Below are 21151 nucleotides of genomic sequence, written 5' to 3'. Positions count from 1 at the left end.
CGGTGGGACATGGCCCGTGAAGTGGCTTCAACCGGGAGGCCGACGGCCTGATGTTCCTGCCCGTCTCCGAGAAGGTTTCCACGACCAAGGCTCGCCCGTCGCGCGTCGCGGCGGGGGCGCTGCTCGTGTTTGCCGGCCTGACCGTGGTTCCCACCACCCCGGCGCGGGCGCAGAACTTCTTCGAGGAGCTGTTCGGCATCGGTCGGGCGGCCCGTCCGCCGCAGCCGCCGCGCAACGTGCCGGTCCAGCCGCCGCCGCAACAGCCCGTCGATCCCGCTGCCCCCGCGCCGGGCGACGGCGCCGAGACGCGGCCGAGCGTGCCGGCTCCGCCGCGCCAGCCGGTGGTGCTGCGCGTGCCGGCCGAGGACAACGTCGCGGGCCAGGAATTGCTGTTGAACGGCCTGAACGGCTCGCTGAAGATCGAGCGGAACGGTTCGGCCTACACCGCACTGATGAGCCTGCCGGGCACCAAGATCTCGCAGCCGACGGAGAGCTGCACCGTCAAGCTCAACGGCGGCAAACCGGTCTCGCTGAGCGCCGAGGGGCGTGCGCAGGGCGTCTCCCGCTTCTCGGCCTCGAGCGCCGAATGCCCGCTGCGCCTCGAGATCCTCGACGGCAGCGTGCTCGCCACCCCGCTCGGGTCGGGGCCCGCCTGCACCTTCACCGCGGCGGATTGCGAGACGACGCCGTCGGGTCTGTGGGGGCCCGGCGCGGCGAGCCTGATTCCGCAGGCCGGCGAGTTCGACACCGCCCGCGGCGTCGCCGACAAGGCGGTGCGCGACAATTACAAGATCATGACCCAGCGGTCGCGGGGCAGCGACGTCCGGCCGATCGTGCAGGAGCAGGCGGCCTTCTCCTCCGATCGCGAGCAGGCCTGCCGGACCTATGCCCGCGAGGGGGCGCACGGCTACTGCCACCTGCGCTTCACCGAGGCGCGGGCGATCGCCCTGGCCACGCGTCTGGGCGCCAACACCGCTACGCCCACCGCGTCCAACACCGCGCCGCGGCCCCGCCGCAGCCGCGCTCCGGTCGAGGGCATGAACCCGGACGCGCCCGGGGCGGAGCCCTTCGCCGATCAATAGGGGCCGCCCCCTGCGCGACGATCACCGGCCGCGATCCTCGAATCGGAGCCAGCGTCGCACGGGCGGAACCCGGCGTTTCGCGTAGGTGTTGCGCCGAGGTTCACGCGAGACGCGAGCCCGGCCATGCCCGACGAGAAAATCGAAGCCTATACCGACCCGGCCGGCGGATGGGGCTCGGCCCGGTCCCTCGTCGATATCCTGACCCGCGAGGAGATCCCGGCCTCCGGCGCGGCGATGCTGATGAAGCAGAACAAGCCGGGCGGCTTCATGTGCGTGTCCTGCGCATGGTCGAAGCCGGCCAAGCCCTCGACCTTCGAGTATTGCGAGAACGGCGCCAAGGCGACCGCCTGGGAGCAGACCCGCAAGCGGATCGGACCGGACTTCTTCGAGCGCTACTCGGTCACCGAGCTCCTGAGCTGGCCCGATTACGACCTGGAGGAGAAGGGCCGCATCACCCATCCCCTGCGCTACGATCCGCAGCGCGACCGCTACCTTCCCGTTTCCTGGGAGCAGGCGTTCGAGGAGATCGGCCGCGAGCTGAAGGCGCTGCGGGAGGAGGACCCGAAATCGGCGGTGTTCTACTCGTCCGGGCGGGCCTCGCTGGAGACGAGCTACATGTACGCGCTGTTCGCGCGCATGTACGGCAACAACAACCTGCCCGACTCCTCCAACATGTGCCACGAATCGACGTCGAAGGCGCTGCCGCAATCGATCGGCGTGCCGGTCGGGACGACGGTGCTGGAGGATTTCGAGACCACCGACCTGATCCTGTTCTTCGGCCAGAATGTCGGTTCGAATTCGCCGCGGATGCTCCATCCGCTGCAGGACGCGCGGCGGCGCGGCGTTCCGATCATCACCTTCAACCCGCTGCGCGAGCGGGGCCTGGAGCGCTTCACCAACCCGCAATCGCCGATCGAGATGCTGACGCATTCCTCGACGCAGATCTCGACCCAGTACCATCAGGTGAAGGCGGGCGGCGACATCGCGGCGATCGCAGGCATCTGCAAGGCGCTGTTCGCCATGGATCGGCAGGCGCAGGAGGAAGGGCGCCCGCGCATCCTCGACATCGATTTCATCAGCGAGCACACCCACGGCTTCGAGAAATTCGAAAAATTCTGTGACCGGCTCGAATGGCCGGCGCTGGAGGCCAAATCCGGCTTGAAGCGCGAAGGGATGGAGGCGGCCGCCGCCGTCTACGCCCGCGCACGGGCGGTGATCGGCATCTACGGCATGGGCCTGACGCAGCACCGCCGCGGCACCGAGACGGTGCAGATGTTCGTCAACCTGCTGCTGCTGCGCGGCAATATCGGCCGCCCCGGCGCCGGCATCTGCCCGGTGCGCGGCCATTCCAACGTGCAGGGCCAGCGCACCGTCGGCATCGCCGACGAGCCCGAACTGGTGCCCCTCGACAAGCTCAAGGAGATGTACGACTTCGAGCCGCCCCGCGAGAAAGGCCTCAACACGATCGAGACCTGCGAGGGCGTTCTCGACGGCAAGGTGAAGGCGTTCGTCGGGCTCGGCGGCAACTTCGTGCGCGCGGTCCCCGACACGCAGCGGATGGAGGAGGCGTGGCGTGGTCTGCGGCTCACCGTCCAGGTCTCGACCAAGCTCAATCGCTCGCACCTCGTCCACGGCGAGGTCGCCTATATCCTGCCGTGCCTCGGCCGGATCGAGATCGACGAGCAGGCGAGTGGGCCGCAGGCGGTGTCGATGGAGGATTCCACCTCCTGCTTCCACGGCTCGCGCGGCGTCGCCTCCCCGATCAGCGACCACGTCCGTTCCGAGCCCTGGATCGTGGCGCAACTCGCCAAGGCCACGCTGCCGGTGAATCCGAAGGTCGATTGGGATGCCTGGGTCGGCAACTACGCCAAGGTGCGCGACGCGATCGAGGCGACCTACCCGGAGAAGTTCAAGGACTTCAACGCGCGCCTCTTCGAGCCCGGCGGCCTGCACAAGCCGCTCGCCGCCCGCGAGCGCAAATGGGAGACGCCGACCGGCAAGGCGAACTTCGTCGTGCCGCCGGACGGCCTCGACATGGATCCGGACATGAAGAGCGACCGGCGCGACGTGCTCGACCTCATCACGCTTCGCTCGAACGACCAGTTCAACACCACGATCTATGGTTATCACGACCGCTTCCGTGGGGTGAAAGGCACGCGGCAGGTGTTGTTCATGAACGAGAACGACATCGAGCGCCTGCAGCTCGCCGACGGCGAGACCGTCGATGTGGTGACCGAGGCCGCCGATGAGTTCGCCCGCGAGGTGAAGGGGCTGAGGATCGTCAAATACGACATCCCCGAAGGCAATTGTGCCGGCTACTACCCGGAGCTGAACGTGCTGATTCCGCTCTGGCATCACGACGCGCAGGCCAAGGTCCCCGCGGCCAAGGCGATTCCGGTGCGCATCGCCAAGGCGGCGGAGCTGGCCGTGACGGATTGATCGCACGCTCGTCGGGTGCCTGTGATACGCCGCCGGGCAAGACGGTCAGATCGATTGTGCGGTGTGCAAACGAGGCACATCCATGGTGGCGTGACGAAGCGGTCACGCCACCGGAATGATTCAGGTCGACGCTGTTGCGGGTCTTTTACGCACGGCGCCGCCGCGCAAGGCCCGCGACGAGGCCAACGACCGGTACGCCTCACGGAGGTCGAGGGGCGCGCGGCCGATCCGGAGACCCGCGCCATGGCGGCCCTCGTCTCGGGCCGCGGGGATCGGGCCCGCGCGGCGGCCGAGACCATCGCCAGCCTTGCGACGGAGCGGACTACCCTGCGCGCCGCGTAGGCGGCCTTCGCCGCGGAGGTGGTGCGGCTGTGTGCCGTGCTTGCCGATGCGCCCCGGCGTCGGACGTCCCTGGAGCGCGACGGGCGGTTCACCGAGCGCCGGCTGATGCCGGTGGGCAAGGCGTGATCCCAGGACCGGCGAAAGACGGCGGCCTGGGAAGACTCGACGCGCGCCCGCGCCGGTCCATATTCCGTTGCATGGACAGTTCGGACGGAGCTCACGCGCGACGGCAGGCGATCATCGATCGTCTGCTCAGCGACGCCCTGCGCCCGGCCGGCGGGATCGTGCTGCCGAGTCACGACGCCCTGCCGGCCGACATCCGCATGACGGTCGATCGCCTGCTCGCCAAGGCGGATGCCGAGCGCCGCCGTTCGCTGACCTACGACGACCTCGAAGAGGCGCTGCCGCCCCGCGACGTGACCGCGGACGATCTGGAAGCGATCTTCTGGGTGCTGGCCGAGTATGGGATCGAGCTGGACGAGGGCGATTAGGGAGTCCGTGTCGCGCGTGCTCAGGCGAGCGGGAGCGAGGCCGTAAAGGGGAGGATCGCGCCGCTGCGGCCCCTAGCCCGAACGTTTCAGTAGTCCGGGGCTTGGGCCGGATCGCCGACAAGATTCTCAGGTTGTTGGGCCAAGGCGACGAGCCTCCGGTGCGAGACGCCGACGAGCCGATCCGGCTGGCAGCCCTGGCAGATCGAGCGGGCGGCCCTGTCTGCATGATCGTCGAGCCGCCTGTAGAGGGCTTCCATCCGCGCTTGGGCCACGGCACGCTCGGCTTCGCCGGGCATGTGCGCCCGCTCCTCCGGTGCGAATTGCTCGCAGAGCCCCTGCGTCGAAGCCGCCGTCGGCTGCCGGACCGGCCGGCCGGACTGCGCCTCGGCTCGATCGATCCAGAGTAATGCTACGGAGGCCGCCAAGGCGCATCTGATCTGCATAGCGAGACCGCGAAATGCGAAGTATACTGATATTTGATGCCAAGATGGAAAACGGGCCGTTAACAGCGGCGCTCTCGACACACTTTTCCCGAATTGACGGGCTCTGATCGAGCGCGCGTTCGGCCTCACATAGCCCAGGCCGCCGGTGCTGAGCGGCGGTCTTTCTTTGAAGAGGACGATGCCCTGCGATCGGCGGCGGGCCGGCCTGATCAACGCACGTTGAGGGGATGGTCCGGCAGCCGGAACGATCACGGAAATATTGACGAATGCGCCCGGCCGGATCAACCTCGTCGCGCATCTTCGCGAGCTTCAGCGCCCCCGCATGCAAGAGACACTGATCGATCGGTGGCGTCGAGAGAACCTTGCGACCGATGAGTCGCCGTCAGCGTTGCAGCAATGCGTGACGGGAGCGATCCGGGGCGGCCTGCTCGGGATCGTCCTGCTCGCAGTGCTCTTCCTGGTCGCTTGGGTCGGTTTCCTCTGACATGCGGCGTCATCGCCGTCCGATGTCGGGCCTCGCCGCACGGATCGGCGAGCGAGAGGACTTGGCAGGACGTTCGAGTCCGCGACGCATTCCGTTCGGATGCGAGGGGACGACGGGTCAGCCCTCCGCGCCCTGAAGCAACCGTGCCGCCGCGGCGCGGGCCTCGTCGGTGACCGTGGCGCCCGCGAGCATCCGCGCGATCTCCTCTCGGCGCGCATCCGCCGCGAGGCCGACCACGCGGGTCGTCACCCGATCGGCCTTTTCCGCGCCCTTGGCCGTCTTCCCCTTCACGCTGTCCTTGGCGATGCGGAAATGCGTCACGGCGCGGGCGGCGACCTGCGGCGCGTGCGTCACCGCCACCACCTGGACCTGCTCCGAGAGCCGGCCGAGCCGGGCGCCGATGGCATCGGCCACCGCGCCGCCGAGGCCGGTGTCGATCTCGTCGAAGATCAGGGTCGGCGCCGAGCCCTTGCCGGCGAGCACCACCTTGAGCGCCAGCATGAAGCGGGACAGCTCGCCGCCCGACGCCACCTTCATCATCGGGCCGGCGCGGGTGCCGGGATTGGTCTGCGCCCAGAATTCGACCCGCTCCGTGCCCGCGGCATCGCGTGAGGCCTCGTCCACGGTGATCTGGGTGATGAAGCGCGCGCCCTCCAGCTTCAGCGGCGGGAGTTCGGCCTGCACCGCCGCATCGAGGGCTTTGGCCGCCTTGCGTCGCCCGTCGCCGAGCTTCTTGGCGGCCTGGGCATAGGCGGATTCGGCCGCTTCCAATTCGGCTTCGAGCGCGGCGAGCGCCTGCTCGCCGGCATCGAGGGCGGCGACATCCGCATCGTAGCGGCTGCGCAGGTCGGCGAGGTCGTCGGCCGGGACCGAATACTTTCGCGAGGCGGCACGCAGGGCGAACAGGCGCTCCTCGACCCGTTCCAGCTCGCGCGGGTCGAACTCGGCGGCGAGGACGGCAGCGTCGAGGGCGGCGCGGGCCTCGTCGAGAGCCACCAAGGCCGCATCGAGGGCGGCGATGCTCGGATCGACCAGGGTCGGCACCGTGGCGCTGCGCCGTTCCAGGCGGCGCACGGCGGAGGACAGGTGCGGCACCAGCGAGCCGGAGCCGCCGACGAGGTCCAGCGCCTCGTTCAACTCGCGGGCGACCTTCTCACCCTGCTGCATCACCGTGCGGCGCTCGGCGAGCGTCGCCTCCTCGCCCGCCTGCGGATCGAGGGTACCGAGTTCCTCCACCGCGTGGCGCAGGAAGTCGGCCTCCTTCCGCGCCGCCGCGACCCGCTCGCGCTGCTCGGACAGGGATGTGCGGGCGGAACGGACGCGCTTGGCGGCGGCGGCGACCTGATTGAGCGGGCCCTGGAGGCTGCCGAAGGCGTCGAGGATGGCGCGGTGGGTCGTGGGGTCGGCGAGCGCCCGGTCGTCGTGCTGGCCGTGGATCTCGACGAGCGCCGTGCCGATCGCCCGCATGGTTTGGACGCCGACCGGCTGGTCGTTGACGAAGGCGCGTGTGCGTCCGTCGGCGAACTGCGTGCGGCGCAGGATCAGGTCGCCGTCGGTATCGATCTCGGCCGCCGCGGCGACAGCGCGGGCGGGATGATCCGCCGCCACGTCGAACACGGCGGTGACGCCGCCCTGCGCCTCGCCCTGGCGCACGAGGCCGCCATCGCCGCGCCCACCGAGCGCCAGGGCGAAGGCGTCGAGCAGGATCGATTTGCCCGCACCGGTCTCGCCGGTGAGCACGGTCAGCCCGCCGGAGAATGTCAGTTCGAGCTTATCGATCAGAACGATGTCGCGGATCGCGAGCTGGACGAGCATGCCGCTGCCCGGTTCCCCTTCGTTGTCGTGAGCGTGATCTAGACGGAAGAGGCTGCGACTTCACGCGGAAAATCGCTGCCGTCCATTTCGAGAGGATCGGGGCCGATGGACCGATCGGCGCGTCTGCCGCTAGAAGGCGGGACAGGCAACGGCGTGTCGCGGCCGAGCGGGATCATGACGGCCTATTTCATCACCTGCCACCAGTCACCCGCCTTCGTTCGCGATCAGTTCCGCTTCCTCTACCATCCCGATCACCTCTACCTCTATCACGTCGATGCGAAGGCGCCGGTCGTCCTGCACGAGACCGTGCGGCACTTGGCGCAGGCCTTCCCGAATGTCGCCGTGCTGCCGAGCCGGCACTATGCCTGGGCCTCCTACTCGCAGGTCGCCACCACGCTCGAAGCGGTGGCCTGGGCGCTGAAGGCCGCGTCGGCATGGTCGCATTTCGTGGCGCTGAGCGAGCAGCACTGTCCCTTGCGTGATCCGGCCGAGATGGCGGTCGCCCTGCAGCCCGGCGTCTCGTCTGTCGGCATGACGCCGTTTGCAGCCCTGGGGCCCGGTGAACAGGAGGACGTCGCCCACCGTTCCAGCATGGACTACCGCGAGCTTCCCGGAGTCGGCAGCTTCGGTGTCGCCCCCCTCGCGCGCGATCCCGCTTTTCTCGCCCGGCTCCGCCACGGCAGCAACTGGTACGTCCTCTCGCGGGCGGCCTGCGCCTATCTGCACGACGTTGCGCCCGCTCTGCCGGACGCCGCGCGCTTCCGGCGCACGGTCCACGCGGACGAGGACATGGTGCAGACGCTGCTGGCGCAAGCGGGCGGCCGGGCCGGCACGGTCGCCGACCGCGAGACGACGTTCGTGGCGTGGCCGCACATCATCGGCGACGACAGCATGATCTTCCGCGAGGCGGACTTCTTCGCGGCCCGCGACGCGGGCTGGCTGTTCATCCGCAAGCGCCCGACCACGCTGCCGGAGCGGGTGGCCGCGACCCTCGAAGCATCGGCCGGAATGACGGAGGCGGAACTGACGGCCGCGGCCGGCGCGTGTCCGGAGACGGTCCCCGTGCTGCCCGATCCGGACGGCATCGCGCTCGCCCGACGGGTCGCACGCACCGTGGTGCGGCGCGGACGCGGCGTGCGGGCCGATCTGCCCAACCTTCGCCGCGGCCGGCGCGACCCTCTCTTCAGCCTGACGTTCCAGACGGATCGCATCCCGGACGATGTCGAGGTCAGGGTGGTTTCGCAGAACCTGCAGGATTTCCGCGTTCTGCTGCTCGCGATGGCCCCTCCGGCCATCGACTTTTCCACGCGGCACATCCACGGGCGGCTGGCACCGCTGCTGCGCATCCGCTGCGACGACCTCTATTGCCGCCGGGAAATCCTCGTGCCGGAGGATCCGGCGCACGGCTTCTGGACCCGTCCGTCCGATGGAAGCGTCTCCGGCCTCGTCCGACGGATCGAACTGCATCTTGCTGCGGCCGAGACCCTGGGCTGCCGGAGCGAGCCTCTCGTCCAGCCGCGGCCCCTTGCCGTCGCGGCCCGGGAGGCCGCGGCCCGCTGGCGCAGCGCGCACGGGATGCTGCGGCGGCTCCTGCGCCGCCGGCCGGCGGCTTGAGCGACCGCTTCCATCACCGGAATTCGGACAGGCGGGCCCAAACGAAACGGCGCCGATCCCGGTCTGGGATCGGCGCCGTTTCGACAGCCAAGGAAGACGGGCTTACTCCGCGGCAGCGGTCCGGCCGATCACGCCGCGGTAGACCTTGCTGATCCAGGAGGTCTTCTCCTCCCGCGGCTCCAGGCCGCCGGTCTGCAGGAGCTTGTAGGCATCCTGGTACCAGGGGCTGTCGGGGAAGTTGTGGCCCAGCACCGCCGCCGCAGTCTGCGCCTCGGCCGTGAGGCCGAGTGCCATATAGGCCTCGACGAGACGCTCCAGCGCCTCTTCGGCGTGGCGGGTCGTCTGGTACTTGCTGACCACGTCGCGGAAGCGGTTGATCGCCGCCGGGAAGGCGCGCTTCTCGAGGTAGAAGCGGCCGACCGCCATCTCCTTGCCCGCGAGCTGGTCGCGGGTGATCTGGATCTTGGCCTTGGCGTCGGCGGCGTATTCGGAGGTCGGGTACTTCTGCACCAGCTCCTGGAGGGCGACGAGGGCGCGCTCGGAGCGCTCCTGATCGCGGGTCACGTCCGGGATCTGCTTATATTGCGACATCGCCATCAGGTACTGGGCGTAGGCCGCGTCCTTGCTCGCCGGGTGGCGCTGCAGGTAGCGCTTCGAGGCGTTGATGGCGTCGTCGTACTTCGCGCCCTCGTAGTTGGCATAGGCCGTCATCAGCAGACCTTTCCGCGACCAGTCGGAATAGGTGTACTGCTTGTCGAGCTGCTCGAACTGCTTGGCGGCGTTCTCGTAATCCTTGTCTTCCATCTTCGCCAAGCCCTCGCTGTAGAGCTTGTCCGCCGGCGTGTCCGGGACCGCCTCGGGCTTGTACTTCTCGGCGAAGAGGTTGGTCGGGTCGAGGGCGTCGCAGCCGCCGAGCCCGAGGCCGAGGCTGAGGAGCACGGCCGCCATCGCGCCACGGGTCGGGAAGGTCAGAGGCATCTCGGTCAAATTCCCTGTCAGGCCCGGCCGCTTCGAGGCGGCACGCGACCTACGCGCAGGCTTTCACGGGTGGAGGCCGATTCGGGCGTCAAAACGGCAGGGCGGCGGAAACCGTTAATGGAGTCCGCCGGAAGCGTGGATCGCGGACCGATGTGGCGCAGCGGCTACAGTTCCGCAGCGAAGGCAGCGATGCCGAGGCCGAACTCGGCGCGGGCGGGCTCGCGGCGGGCGCCCGGACCCTCGACGATGGCGAAGTTCGCGCGGTCGGCGAACAGGGCTTCGAGGATGCCGACATTCATGCGGTGGCCGCCGCAATAGGAGCGGTAGGCGCCCTGGATCGGCAGGCCGGCCAGCGCGAGGTCGCCGACCGCGTCGAGGAACTTGTGGCGGACGAACTCGTCCGCGAAGCGCAGGCCTTCCGGGTTGACCACGGCGGTCTCGCCGACGGCGACCGTGTTGTCGAGGGAGGCGCCGAGCGCGAAGCCCGCCTTCCAGTAGCGCTCCACGTCCTTCATCATGCCGAAGGTGCGGGCTGGGGCGATCTCGCGGCGGTAGGCGGCCGGGGTCAGGTCCATCGCCTTGCGCGAGCGGCCGATCACCGGGGATTCGAAGTCGATCTCCACGTCGAGGCGGAAGCCGCGGTCGAGCGGGCGGAGTTCGGCGAAGGCGCGGCCGGCCTCGATGCGGACGGGCTGGAGCACCTTGATCCAGCGGCGCGGCGCACCGCAGGTGGTGAGGCCGACGCTGTCGATGGCAGTGACGAAGGGGCGGGCGCTGCCGTCGAGGATCGGCATCTCGGGGCCGTCGATCTCGATCAGCGCGTTGTCGACGCCGAGCCCGTAGAGAGCCGACATCAGGTGCTCGATGGTGGCGACGGCGCCGGTCTCGACATCACCGATGACGGTGCACAGCTCGGTGGCGGAGACGCAGGCGAAATGGGCCTTGATGAGCCGGTCGTTGCCGGTGGTCGTGCCCGTTCGGAGGAAGGCGATACCGTGGTTGGCTTTGGCGGGGTGGATCGTGATCTCCGCCGGGTTTCCGGAGTGGACTCCGATTCCGGTGAGGGTCACGGACGTTTTGAGCGTTGTCTGTTGGTTCGTCCGCATACCTTAGCCCTCGGCCAGGATCCTTCCCGCGCATCCCCGTTTCGGGGCGCGGTGTGGGAAAGTCCGTCCGCTGCTTGAAGCCTCTGCGGGCGCTGCCGGTCGTGAGACCCTGCGCGCCTTCTGTCGTTCCGGCATGGTGTATAGCTGTGGCAAACAGGGCGGCCAAATCACGGATTCTTACGATCTGTTACAGCCACGGTTTCGCCATGATCTTTGAAAAGCATTTTGTGTTCAATGTCTTAACAAGCAACTAAACCCGGGATCTTGCGATCCCGGGTCTGTTGCCGAAACACCTCACCGTAGGCCGATGGAGGTAGGGTTGCCCCCATCAATCCACAGCTGATCCGATCCTCAGTTCGCCTGCCGGCGAAGGAAGGCGGGGATTTCGAGCTGGTCGTCCTCCATCATCCGCGGCGGCAGGGCGCGGCCCTGGGCGTCGAGGTTGCCCTGAGCGGCGCGGTACTGCGGCGCCTGGGGCGCGGGTGCCCGCAGGGCCGGCTCGACGCGGGGCGCGGCCACGGGCGCCGGGGCCGGCGCCGCGGCGCGGGCGGGCTGCGCCGGGGCGGGCTCGGCCTCCTCGCGGCGACCGCCGAAGCCGACGGTGGCGAGGCGGCGCAGCAGGGTCATGCGCTTGGAGTCCTGGCTCGGCTCCGGCTGGGGCTCCTCGCCGCGGCTCTTAAGGATCTGCGCCTGGGTGTGGGGCGGCAGGTCCGAGATCTGCGGCATCCGCGGCGGCCGGGCGAGCTGCGGACGCGGCGGCACGTAGGGGCCGTTCGCCACCTGGGCGGGCTCCTGCGCCTGCATCGGGGCCGGCGGCTCGTATGCCGGGGCGGCGGCGCGGGCCGGTGCCTGGGTCAGCACGACGTCGTGGTGGTGCAGGGCCGGCGCGGGCTCGGCCCGCATCGGCTCCGGCGCGACCGGCTCGGACAGCATCGCCCGCGGCCCGGCGTTCGGGGCGAGCAGCGGCTCGGGGGCCGACATGCGGGGCGCCGGCTGATGCGCGCTCTGCTGCACCGGCTGGTGCGTCGAGGCGGGGCTCAGGGCGGCGGAGGCGCGGGCGCGGGCCTCGGAGCGCAGGCGCTCGGCGACCTCGGCGATGCGCTGCTCGGTCTGGGCGATCTCCGGGTTGTTCGGGGAATCGGCCGAGATCAGCGCCGGCTCGATGCCGGTGGCGACCACCGACACGCGGATGATGCCGTCGAGGCTCTCGTCGAAGGTGGCGCCGAGGATGATGTTGGCATCGGAATCGACCTCTTCGCGGATGCGGGTGGCGGCTTCATCCAACTCGTACAGGGTAAGGTCCGAGCCGCCGGTAATCGAGATCAGCAGGCCGCGGGCGCCCTTCATCGACACGTCGTCGAGGAGCGGGTTGGCGATGGCCGCCTCCGCCGCCCGGTTGGCGCGGTTCTCGCCGGAGGCTTCGCCGGTGCCCATCATCGCCTTGCCCATGCCGCGCATGATCGCGCGCACGTCGGCGAAATCGAGGTTGATCAGGCCTTCCTTGACCATCAGGTCGGTGATGCAGGCGACGCCCGAGTAGAGCACCTGATCGGCCATGGCGAAGGCGTCGGCGAAGGTGGTCTTCTCGTTGGCGACCCGGAACAGGTTCTGGTTCGGGATGACGATCAGGGTGTCGACCGCCGCTTGAAGCTCCTGGATGCCGGCCTCGGCCGTGCGCATCCGGCGCATGCCCTCGAACTGGAAAGGCTTCGTGACGACGCCGACCGTGAGGATGCCCATGTCACGCGCTGCGCGGGCGATGACCGGGGCTGCGCCGGTGCCGGTGCCGCCGCCCATGCCGGCGGTGATGAAGGCCATGTGCGCGCCCGAGAGCTGATCGCGGATTTCGTCGATCACCTCCTCGGCCGCCGCCGAGCCGACTTCCGGGTGCGAGCCGGCGCCGAGGCCCTGCGTCACGCCGATGCCCATCTGGATCACCCGCTCGGCCTTCGAGGAGGTGAGCGCCTGGGCGTCGGTGTTGGCCACGACGAACTCGCAGCCGAGCAGCCCCGACTCGATCATGTTGTTGACGGCGTTGCCGCCCGCGCCGCCGACGCCGAACACGGTGATGCGGGGCTTGAGTTCCCGGATGTCCGGAGCCTGAAGAGAGATGGCCATGTGGTCGAACCCTTCGTGACTTTCGATTGCCTGAACGACGCCTTGCGACGCCTGCCCTGTCTTGCTTGTCCCGCGCTGGCCTCGTGGCCGGCGGGGCCGTTCTTTGTTGGAGACCTTCCCGCCCCTTCAGGTCAGGGAGGCCTCCAAGTCATTGTCTTGACGCGATTTCTTCACGCGAACCGGAACCACTTCGCTCGAAATCGCTCTAGAAACTCTCCCGGATCCAGCGTCCGACCCGCGAGAAGTAGCCGTCCGTTCCCGTGCCGGCGAAGGCGCCCTGCCCCCGCGGCTCGAAATGCTCCGCATGCGCCACCTGCGGGTAGACCAGCAGGCCGACGGAGGCCGAGAAGGCGGGCCCCTTGGCGGCTTCGGGCAGGCCGCGGATGCCGAGCGGGCGCCCGATCCGGACCTGTCCCTGAAGGATGCGGCGGGCCGTCTCCGGCAGGCCGACGAGCTGGCTCGCGCCGCCGGTCAGCACCACCCGGCGCCCGGCCTGGGCGCCGAAGCCCGCGTTGCGCAGGCGGTCGCGCACGAGTTCGAGCACCTCCTCGACCCGCGGCTTGACGATGCGCACGAGCTGCGAGCGCGGCACGTGGCCGGGCGCCTCGCCCTCGTCCTCGCCGACGCCGTGCACGGCGATCATGTCCCGCTCGTCGGAGGCGGTGGCGATCGCCGAGCCGTAGAGGGTCTTCAGCCGCTCGGCGACGTTGACGCGGGTCGAGAGACCGCGGGCGATATCCATGGTGACGTGGTGACCGCCGACCGCGACCGCGTCGCAATGGACGAGGTGGCCGCCCATGAAGACGCCGACGCTGGTGGTGCCGCCGCCCATATCGACCACGGCGCAGCCGAGTTCGGCCTCGTCGTCCACCAGCGCCGAGAGGCCGGCGGCGTAGGGCGTGGCGATCACCGCATCGACGCCGAGATGGCAGTGCTCCACCGCGAGCATCAGGTTGCGCGCAGCCGCCGCCTCCGCGGTGACGACGTGGAGATCGACGCCGAGCGCGTTGCCGATCATGCCGGAGGGGTCGATCACCGCCCCCTGGCCGTCCAGCGCGTAGCCGGTCGGCAGGGCGTGCAGCACGGCCCGGCCGGGGCTGACGCCGTGGGCGCTGGCGGTCTCCAGGACGCGCTCGACATCGGCGCCGGTGACGGTGCCGGAGCGGACGTTCACCCGCGCCTCGAAATGCTGCGAGGCGATGCGGCCGCCGGAGATGTTGACGATGACCGACTGCACCTCGGCCTTGGCCATCCGCTCGGCGGCGTGGACCGCCTGACGGATCGCGCCCTCGGCGGCTTCCAGATCGACGATGGCGCCGCCCTTGAGCCCGAGCGAGCGCTGGTGGCCGATGCCGATGATGCGGGCGAGATGGGTGCGGCCGCGCAAGGTCGACATCGCCTCGGCCGGCTGCAGCTCGGCGATGAGGCAGACAACCTTGCTGGTGCCGATGTCGAGCACCGACATCGTCGCGCTCCGGCGGGCGGAGAGCGGTTTCAGGCGCGGCGTGAGGCCGTGGTGGGTCTGCATCGGACGCTACTCGGCGGATACGCGACAGGACACGGAGGATGCGGCGGCGGGACGGGCAGCGTTCATGTCGCCGTCCCCTTCTTCGGCTTCTTGCGGCTCTCGGCCCGGGCAGCCGCGGCCTCCTCGGTCAGGCGCACCACGACGCGGTCGGCCATGCGCAGGTCGACCGCGATGATGTCCTTCTCCAGAATCCTGCTGTCCCGCTCCAGGCGGACGAGGCGGGCCAGCGCCTCGGCGGGTTCGGTCTCGGGCAGACGGATATCGACGCCGTCGAGCTTGAGCGTCCAGCGGCGGCCGGAGACGTAGGTGCCGGCGCGGATGCGCGAGCCCAGTGGACCCGCCGCCTCGATCAGGTCGAGATATTCCTTGAGGCGCTCGTTGGCGCCCGCACCCACGACGAGGGGCAGGTTGACGTAGCGCTCGTCGCGCAGGTCGTCGATCACCTTGCCGTCGGCGGCGATCACCTGGATCTCGCCGTTCTGCTGCCACAGGGCCGCGGGTTCCCGCTCGACCTGATTGATGACGATCTCGTTGGGGTAGAGCTTGCGCACCGAGGCGCTGGCGATCAGCTTCTCGGCGAGCAGGCGGTCGCGGACTTGATCGACGTCGAGGAACGGCACGGAGGAGCGCCAGTCGATGCCGGCGGTGCTCAGCACCTCGCGCTCGTACATCCGCGACAGGCCGGTGATGGTCACCCGCTCGACGCCGAAGCCGGCGATCCGGGCGAGGATGTCGAGCGGACGGCCGTTCTCGGCGACGAAGCCGTCGTAGCGCCCGCTCATGACGAAGCCGGTCAGCGCGACGGTGCCGGCGAGCCCGGCGACCAGCGCGGTGCCCGCAAGCCGCGGCACGCGCGCCTCGATCGGCACCGCCGGCCGCAGCCGCCGCGCCGACGAGAACCGCCTGAGGATTCTCGGGAGCCGCAGCCCCGCGAGGAATCCGCCGCTGCCGGACGTGCCGGCGGCGTTCAGCGGTTGAGAGAAGCGTCCTCCACCATCCATCGGACGAGTTCACCGAAACTCAGGCCTGCGTGGGCCGCGATCTCCGGCACAAGGCTCGTCTGGGTCATCCCTGGCTGCGTGTTGACCTCGAGGACGACGAGGGCGCCGGTACCCCCCGGCGTGTCGTCGTAACGAAGGTCGGCACGGCTGACGCCACGACATCCCAGTGCTTGATGCGCCGTTAACGCCAACTCTTGGACACGCTGGTAAATATTTAGTTTAAGATCCGCGGGGAGGACGTGGATCGACCCCCCGCCGGCGTACTTCGCATCGAAGTCGTACCACTCCCCCGAGACGGGCTTGATCTCGGTGACCCCGAGCGCCCGGTCGCCCAGCACCGCGCAGGTCAGCTCGCGACCGGCAATGTAAGTCTCTGCAAGGACTTCCTCCCCGTAGACCCATTCGTCGGAGGCCAGGATCTGGGGCGGGTGGGAGCGCTCCTCGCGCACGATGATGACCCCCATGGACGAGCCCTCGGCGATCGGCTTCACGACATAGGGAGGGGTTAACGGGTGTGACTTCGCCGCATCATGACGGTTAACGACCCGGCCCTCCGGGACGCTGACGCCGGCCGCGCGCATGACCGTTTTGGCACGCTCCTTGTGCATGGCCAGCGCCGAGGCCAGCACGCCGGAATGGGTGTAGGGGATCTTCAGGATCTCCAGGAGGCCCTGGATCGTGCCGTCCTCGCCGGCCGGGCCGTGCAGCGCGTTGAGCGCCGCATCGGGCTTGAGGTCGGTGAGCACCGTGGCGATGTCGGGCCCGACATCGACGCGGCTGACGCGATAGCCCTCCCCTTCCAGCGCCTCGGCGCAGGCATTGCCGGAGCGAAGCGAGATCTCCCGCTCGGAGGACCAGCCGCCCATCAGGACGGCGACGTGCTTGGACATGATGGGACTCCGGGCGGATGCCGTAACGGCATCGGTCAGGGATGAAGGGGATGCGCCGGTCGCTCAGGCATCAACGTATTCGGCCCGGCTCGTCGGCTCGGGCACAGGATCGCCGTCGGCACGAAGGCCTTCGATGTGGAAGCGGATGGCATCGCGGATCTCGCTTTCGACGGCTTCAGCCGTCGGGGCGGTGGCGATGCAGCCCGGCAAATCGGGGACGTAGGCCGAGTAGTTGCTTCCGGCTCGTTCGATGACGACGGCGTAGCGCATCAGTACTGTCCTTTCAGACCCGCCTGCTTGAGGATGCTCCCCCGCGTTCCGGGCGCGACCTCGTCCGACATCGCCCCGGCCACCGTAACGCGGCCGGGCTTCGTCGGATGCTTGTACTGCCGGTGCGAGCCCCGTGTCGCGACGAGAGTCCATCCATCGGTCTCGATGAGGCGGATGATCTCGCGGACCTTCATGGCCGTTCAGCCTTTGGAGGATTCGACGCCGATCCGCTTGATCTCCCAGTGGAGTTCGAAGCCCGAATGCTCGCGCACCCGGCGGCGGACCTCCTCGCCGAGTCCCTCGATGTCGGCGGCGGTGGCGCCGCCGCGGTTGATCAGAAAGTTGCAGTGCATCTCGCTGACCTGGGCTCCGCCCCGGATCAGGCCGCGGCAGCCGGCGGCGTCGATGAGCTGCCACGCCTTGCCGCCCTCCGGATTCTTGAAGGTCGAGCCGCCGGTGCGCTCGCGGATCGGCTGGGCGGCCTCGCGGGCGGCGGTGACCCGCTCCATCTCCGCCTCGATTTCTTCGCGATCGCCGGGTCGGCCGCGGAAGGTCGCGCTCGTGAAGATCACGTCGTCCGGCGCCGAGGAGTGGCGGTAGCGGAAGCCCATCTCGGCATGGGTGAAGCTGCGGACCGCGCCGTTGCGGTCGATGCCGCGGGCTTCCGTCAGCACATCGGTGGTTTCGCCGCCGTGCGCCCCGGCATTCATGCGAAGCGCGCCGCCGACGGAACCGGGGATCCCGCGGAAGAAGGCGAGCCCGTCCAGGCTGGCCTCCGCCGCCGCCTTCGCGAGACGCATGTCGGGCACGGCAGTGCCGGCGCGGATGGTTTCGCCATCGATCTCGACCGAGCCGAAGGCCTTGCCGCCGAGCCGGATCGTCACGCCGGGAATGCCGCCGTCGCGCACGATCAGGTTCGAGCCGAGACCGATCACGGTCACCGGCACCGACGGATCGAGCGCGGCGAGAAAGGCGGCGAGGTCATCCTCGTCGGCCGGGCTGAACAGCACCTGCGCCGGCCCACCGACGCGGAACCATGTGAGGTCGGAGAGCGACTGGTTCTCGAGGAGCCGCCCGCGAAGATCGGGCGCGGCGGCGCGGATGTCGTCGATGAGGGAATGCGCGGTCATGCTAACCTGTCGCTCGCATCTGTCGATTCTGGCGGAGGACCGCGGTGGGACGGAGCCTGGTTTTCACCCGTGCTGCCGCGCGCACCTTGAGCCGGATGCCGCGGAATACCGAGGAATTGATCCGCGGCAAGCTCCGTCAGCTCGCCGACGACCCGTCCACCCTCACGAACAACGTGAAGGCCCTCAAGGGAAGCGACGGCCGGCACCGCCTGCGGGTCGGCGACTGGCGCGTGCTCTTCACCATCGTGGCGGATCAGATCATTGTCCACGAGGTCGGCCCCCGAGGCTCGATCTACGGGTAGGAGAGGCACCATGACCATCGTGCGCACCCGCACGCCCTCGGGCGAGGCGATCGTCATCCTGCCCGAGGCCGAGTTTGAGCGGCTACGGGAGCTTGCCGAGGATACGCTCGACATGCGCGCGCTCGACGTCTCCGAGCGGCGTCTGGACGCTGGTGAAGAGGAAATTCTAAGCGAGGACGACCTGGATGCCCTGCGCCGGGCGCCGAGCCCCCTGGCCTTCTGGCGGGAGCGGCGGGGCATCGCTGCGGATACCCTCGCGCAGCTCTGCGCCATCGAGGCCGGACTTTTGGCGGCGATCGAGCGGGGCGAGCGCACGGCGGAGCGCGCCATCTACCAGCGGCTCGCGCACGTCCTCGACGTCGATGTCGAGGATCTGGCGCCCGAACCGGCCAGCGCGTGAGGCCCTCGCACCGATCTCACCCCTTCAAAGCCGCCAGTTCCCCCGGCAGGGCGTAGGCCCACTGGGTGATCGTGCCGGCGCCCAGGCACACGACGTAATCGTTCGGCTCGGCGCGGCCGGACACGAGCCGGGCGAGATCCTCGGGCCGCTCCAGGGCGACGGCGTCGCGGTGGCCGCGGGCCTTGAGGCCGGCAATCAGCGAGTCGCGGTCAATGCCCTCGATCGGCGCCTCGCCCGCGGCGTAGACAGGCGCGACGATGACCGTGTCGGCGTCGTTGAAGCAGGTGCAGAAATCCTCGAACAGCGACTGCAGCCGGGTGTAGCGGTGGGGCTGCACCACCGCGATCACCTTGCCGTCGGTCGAGGAGCGGGCCGCGCGCAGCACTGCGGCGATCTCCACCGGATGGTGACCGTAATCGTCGAAGATCGCCGCACCGTTCCACTCGCCCGTGCGGGTGAAGCGGCGCTTGACGCCGCCGAAGCCGGCCAAAGCCTTGCGGATCGCGTCCTCGGACACGCCGAGTTCGTGGGCGACCGCCAGCGCCGCGGTGGCGTTGAGCGCGTTGTGGCGGCCCGGCATCGGCAGGACGAGATCCTGCATCTCCAGGCGGAAGCCGGGGCGCCGGTCGCGGATCATGACCCGGAAGCGGCTCTGTCCGCCCTTCAGGTCGATGTCGATGAGGCGCACGTCGGCCTGCGGATTCTCGCCGTAGGTGATGATGCGCCGGTCCTCGATATGCCCGACCAGATCCTGCACGATCGGGTGATCGATGCACATCACCGCGAAGCCGTAGAACGGGATGTTGTCGATGAAGCGCCGGAAGGCGTCCTTGATCGCGTCGAACGAGCCGAAATGGTCGAGATGCTCGGGGTCGATGTTGGTGACGATGGCGACGTCGGCCGGCAGCTTGAGGAAGGTGCCGTCGGATTCGTCGGCCTCGACCACCATCCAGTCGCCGGCGCCCATCCGGGCATTGGTGCCGTATGCGTTGATGATGCCGCCGTTGATCACCGTCGGGTCGAGGTTGCCGGCATCGAGCAGGGTGGCGACGAGCGAGGTCGTGGTGGTCTTGCCGTGGGTGCCGGCCACCGCGACGCAGGACTTGAAGCGCATCAGCTCGGCCAGCATCTCGGCGCGGCGCACCACCGGCAGGCGGCGCTCGCGGGCCTCGATCAGCTCCGGATTGTCGCGGCGGATCGCGGTCGAGACGACGACGAGGGCCGCGTTCTCGACGTTCTCGGCGCGGTGGCCGACGAAGGTGCGGATGCCGTTCTCGGACAGACGCCGGACGTTGGCGTTGTCGTTCGCGTCCGAGCCCTGCACCGTGTAGCCGAGATTGGCCATCACCTCGGCGATGCCGGACATGCCGATGCCGCCGATGCCGATGAAGTGGATGGGGCCGAGCTTTTCGGGCAGCTTCATATCGAAAACCTTTTGAGTCCGGGGCTCTGACGAGCCTCGGCTGTCTCGTTCCGGACGCCGACGATCCTGGATCGCCGAAATCCACCCCCGCGCCCGCGGGGCAGCGGCCGTCCGCCTCTACGAGGTCGCGGCCGCGGTCTCGGCGACGAGGGCGGCGAGGCGGTCGGCCGCGTCGAGGATGCGGGCGGTTTTGGCCGCAGCCGCCGCCTGGGTCAATTTCCGCGGCGCCTCGAACAGGTCCACCAGCTCGGCGGCGAGCCGATCCGGCGTGAAGGCGCTCTGAGGGATCGACAGCGCGGCGCCGATCTGCGCCAGGGTCGCGGCGTTGGCCGCCTGATCCTGATCCAGCGCCCCGGGCAGCGGCACGAGGATGGCGGGCCGGCCGATGGCGGCGAGTTCCGAGACGGTCGAGGCGCCGGAGCGCGCCACAACGAGATGGGCGGCGGCCATGCGGCCGGGCAGATCCTTGAAGAAGGGCGCTGCTTCGATCCCGCCGAGCCCCATGGCGAGGTAGCGGTTCTGCGTGGCGGTCAGATCCTCGGGCCGCGCCTGCTGCACGAGGTGGAGCCGGGCGCGCAGGTCCTGCGGCAGCTTCTCGATCGCCGCCGGCACGATCTCGCTCATGACGCGGGCGCCCTGGCTGCCGCCGAAGACGAGGAGGCGCAGGGAAGAGCCTTCGTCGAGGGCGGGATAGGGCGTCTCGGCCACCGCCAGCACCGATGGGCGGATCGGGTTGCCGGTATGGACGCGCCGCGCCGTCGCCTTCTCGGGCACGCCGCGCACCTCCTTGAAGCCGGTGGCGATGACCTGCGCGCCCTTGGCCAGGAAGCCGTTGGCCCGGCCCATCACCGCGTTCTGCTCGTGCAGGATGGTGGGCACGCGCAGCAGCTGCGCCGCCAGCATCGGCGGCACGGTCGGGTAGCCGCCGAAGCCGACCACCGCCGCCGGGTTGAGGCGACGCACGGCGCGGGCGGCCTGTCCGAAGCCGCGGCCGAGCGTCAGCACGGCCCCGGCCCGGCGCAGCATCGAGCGGCCGGAGGGGGTGGCCGAGGCGATGGTGACGATCTCCTCCGCCGGGAAGTCGCCCGCGATCGAATCGACGCGGGCATCGGTGGCCAGCGCGACGCGGATGCCGCGCGCCTTCAGGGCGTAGGCGAGGCTCTGCGCCGGGAACAGGTGGCCGCCGGTTCCGCCGGCACAGACGAGGACCAGGGGGGTGAAGACAGTCATGACGGTTGTCCTCGATGCTGTCGCTTCGAGGACAGTCCGCCGCAGGGGCGGCGGGGCGCGTTCGC

20 protein-coding genes are annotated in these 21151 nt (G+C 69.6%); 7 read left to right on the top strand and 13 right to left on the bottom strand.

What is annotated here, in order from left to right; translation table 11 throughout:
* Positions 1-50: 50 nt before the first annotated feature.
* From HNR51_RS09145 to HNR51_RS09135, 3 genes are all read left to right on the top strand, one after another.
* The gene (locus HNR51_RS09145; protein ID WP_141951841.1) at positions 51-1082 is read left to right on the top strand and encodes a hypothetical protein; all 1032 of its coding nucleotides are present in this window, start codon (positions 51-53) and stop codon (positions 1080-1082) included.
* A gap of 123 nt (positions 1083-1205) precedes the next feature.
* The gene (locus tag HNR51_RS09140) at positions 1206-3521 is read left to right on the top strand and encodes an FdhF/YdeP family oxidoreductase (protein ID WP_182554737.1); all 2316 of its coding nucleotides are present in this window, start codon (positions 1206-1208) and stop codon (positions 3519-3521) included.
* A 539-nt stretch (positions 3522-4060) separates the two neighbouring features.
* Entirely contained in the window at positions 4061-4354 is a 294-nt protein-coding gene (locus HNR51_RS09135; protein WP_012254285.1) for an RNA polymerase sigma factor region1.1 domain-containing protein, read from the top strand.
* A gap of 86 nt (positions 4355-4440) precedes the next feature.
* On the opposite strand, the gene HNR51_RS26680 is transcribed toward HNR51_RS09135, so the two are convergent.
* On the bottom strand, positions 4441-4650 hold the full coding sequence (locus tag HNR51_RS26680) for a hypothetical protein (protein ID WP_239681473.1): 210 nt from the start codon (positions 4648-4650) through the stop codon (positions 4441-4443).
* Positions 4651-5056: 406 nt separating this feature from the next.
* On the opposite strand from HNR51_RS26680, the gene HNR51_RS09125 reads away from it, so the two are divergent.
* Entirely contained in the window at positions 5057-5281 is a 225-nt protein-coding gene (locus tag HNR51_RS09125) for a hypothetical protein (protein WP_182554735.1), read from the top strand.
* A 117-nt stretch (positions 5282-5398) separates the two neighbouring features.
* Here HNR51_RS09125 and recN read toward each other — a convergent pair whose 3' ends face one another.
* Positions 5399-7096 (bottom strand): DNA repair protein RecN, encoded by a 1698-nt coding sequence (gene recN / locus HNR51_RS09120; RefSeq protein WP_182554734.1) that lies wholly within the window; start codon positions 7094-7096, stop codon positions 5399-5401.
* A gap of 174 nt (positions 7097-7270) precedes the next feature.
* On the opposite strand from recN, the gene HNR51_RS09115 reads away from it, so the two are divergent.
* Complete coding sequence (locus tag HNR51_RS09115; RefSeq protein ID WP_182554733.1) at positions 7271-8710, top strand: beta-1,6-N-acetylglucosaminyltransferase; 1440 nt, start codon at positions 7271-7273, stop codon at positions 8708-8710.
* Between the two features lie 102 nt (positions 8711-8812).
* On the opposite strand, the gene HNR51_RS09110 is transcribed toward HNR51_RS09115, so the two are convergent.
* The 9 genes from HNR51_RS09110 to murB form a co-directional block, all read right to left on the bottom strand.
* The gene (locus HNR51_RS09110) at positions 8813-9688 is read right to left on the bottom strand and encodes an outer membrane protein assembly factor BamD (RefSeq protein ID WP_012455005.1); all 876 of its coding nucleotides are present in this window, start codon (positions 9686-9688) and stop codon (positions 8813-8815) included.
* Between the two features lie 164 nt (positions 9689-9852).
* Positions 9853-10794: a UDP-3-O-acyl-N-acetylglucosamine deacetylase gene (lpxC, locus tag HNR51_RS09105; protein ID WP_063986948.1), complete on the bottom strand. Its 942-nt coding sequence runs from the start codon at positions 10792-10794 to the stop codon at positions 9853-9855.
* Between the two features lie 351 nt (positions 10795-11145).
* On the bottom strand, positions 11146-12912 hold the full coding sequence (ftsZ, locus tag HNR51_RS09100; protein WP_182554732.1) for a cell division protein FtsZ: 1767 nt from the start codon (positions 12910-12912) through the stop codon (positions 11146-11148).
* Positions 12913-13117: 205 nt separating this feature from the next.
* The gene (gene ftsA / locus HNR51_RS09095) at positions 13118-14440 is read right to left on the bottom strand and encodes a cell division protein FtsA (RefSeq protein WP_012455002.1); all 1323 of its coding nucleotides are present in this window, start codon (positions 14438-14440) and stop codon (positions 13118-13120) included.
* A gap of 62 nt (positions 14441-14502) precedes the next feature.
* The gene (locus HNR51_RS09090) at positions 14503-15441 is read right to left on the bottom strand and encodes a cell division protein FtsQ/DivIB (protein ID WP_141951833.1); all 939 of its coding nucleotides are present in this window, start codon (positions 15439-15441) and stop codon (positions 14503-14505) included.
* Positions 15408-16331 carry a D-alanine--D-alanine ligase gene (locus HNR51_RS09085; RefSeq protein ID WP_182554731.1) on the bottom strand — a complete coding sequence of 308 codons (924 nt, stop codon included), beginning with the start codon at positions 16329-16331 and terminating at the stop codon, positions 15408-15410. The genes HNR51_RS09090 and HNR51_RS09085 overlap by 34 nt, the downstream gene beginning before the upstream one ends.
* Positions 16332-16394: 63 nt before the next feature.
* Positions 16395-16601, bottom strand: coding sequence for a type II toxin-antitoxin system HicB family antitoxin (locus HNR51_RS09080; protein ID WP_012454999.1), 207 nt, complete (start codon positions 16599-16601; stop codon positions 16395-16397).
* Positions 16601-16795 carry a type II toxin-antitoxin system HicA family toxin gene (locus HNR51_RS09075; protein WP_012454998.1) on the bottom strand — a complete coding sequence of 65 codons (195 nt, stop codon included), beginning with the start codon at positions 16793-16795 and terminating at the stop codon, positions 16601-16603. The genes HNR51_RS09080 and HNR51_RS09075 overlap by 1 nt, the downstream gene beginning before the upstream one ends.
* 6 nt (positions 16796-16801) lie before the next feature.
* Complete coding sequence (gene murB / locus HNR51_RS09070; protein ID WP_182554730.1) at positions 16802-17731, bottom strand: UDP-N-acetylmuramate dehydrogenase; 930 nt, start codon at positions 17729-17731, stop codon at positions 16802-16804.
* Between the two features lie 44 nt (positions 17732-17775).
* Between murB and HNR51_RS09065 the strand changes: the two genes are divergently transcribed.
* Both HNR51_RS09065 and HNR51_RS09060 read left to right on the top strand, forming a co-directional pair.
* Positions 17776-18033 (top strand): type II toxin-antitoxin system RelE family toxin, encoded by a 258-nt coding sequence (locus HNR51_RS09065; RefSeq protein ID WP_239681474.1) that lies wholly within the window; start codon positions 17776-17778, stop codon positions 18031-18033.
* 10 nt (positions 18034-18043) lie between these two features.
* Positions 18044-18433 (top strand): helix-turn-helix domain-containing protein, encoded by a 390-nt coding sequence (locus tag HNR51_RS09060; protein WP_182554729.1) that lies wholly within the window; start codon positions 18044-18046, stop codon positions 18431-18433.
* 16 nt (positions 18434-18449) lie between these two features.
* On the opposite strand, the gene murC is transcribed toward HNR51_RS09060, so the two are convergent.
* Together murC and murG are read right to left on the bottom strand one after the other, a co-directional pair.
* A complete protein-coding gene (gene murC / locus HNR51_RS09055; RefSeq protein ID WP_012454996.1) occupies positions 18450-19856 on the bottom strand; it encodes a UDP-N-acetylmuramate--L-alanine ligase in 1407 nt (468 codons plus the stop codon).
* A 117-nt stretch (positions 19857-19973) separates the two neighbouring features.
* Positions 19974-21086, bottom strand: coding sequence for an undecaprenyldiphospho-muramoylpentapeptide beta-N-acetylglucosaminyltransferase (gene murG / locus HNR51_RS09050; RefSeq protein ID WP_182554728.1), 1113 nt, complete (start codon positions 21084-21086; stop codon positions 19974-19976).
* Positions 21087-21151 lie beyond the last annotated feature (65 nt).

This window comes from Methylorubrum thiocyanatum (assembly GCA_014138645.1).
GTDB classification, from domain to species: Bacteria; Pseudomonadota; Alphaproteobacteria; order Rhizobiales; family Beijerinckiaceae; genus Methylobacterium; species Methylobacterium thiocyanatum.
Note: the sequence above shows the minus strand (reverse complement) of the source record. Positions and strands in the feature narration are given on the sequence as shown.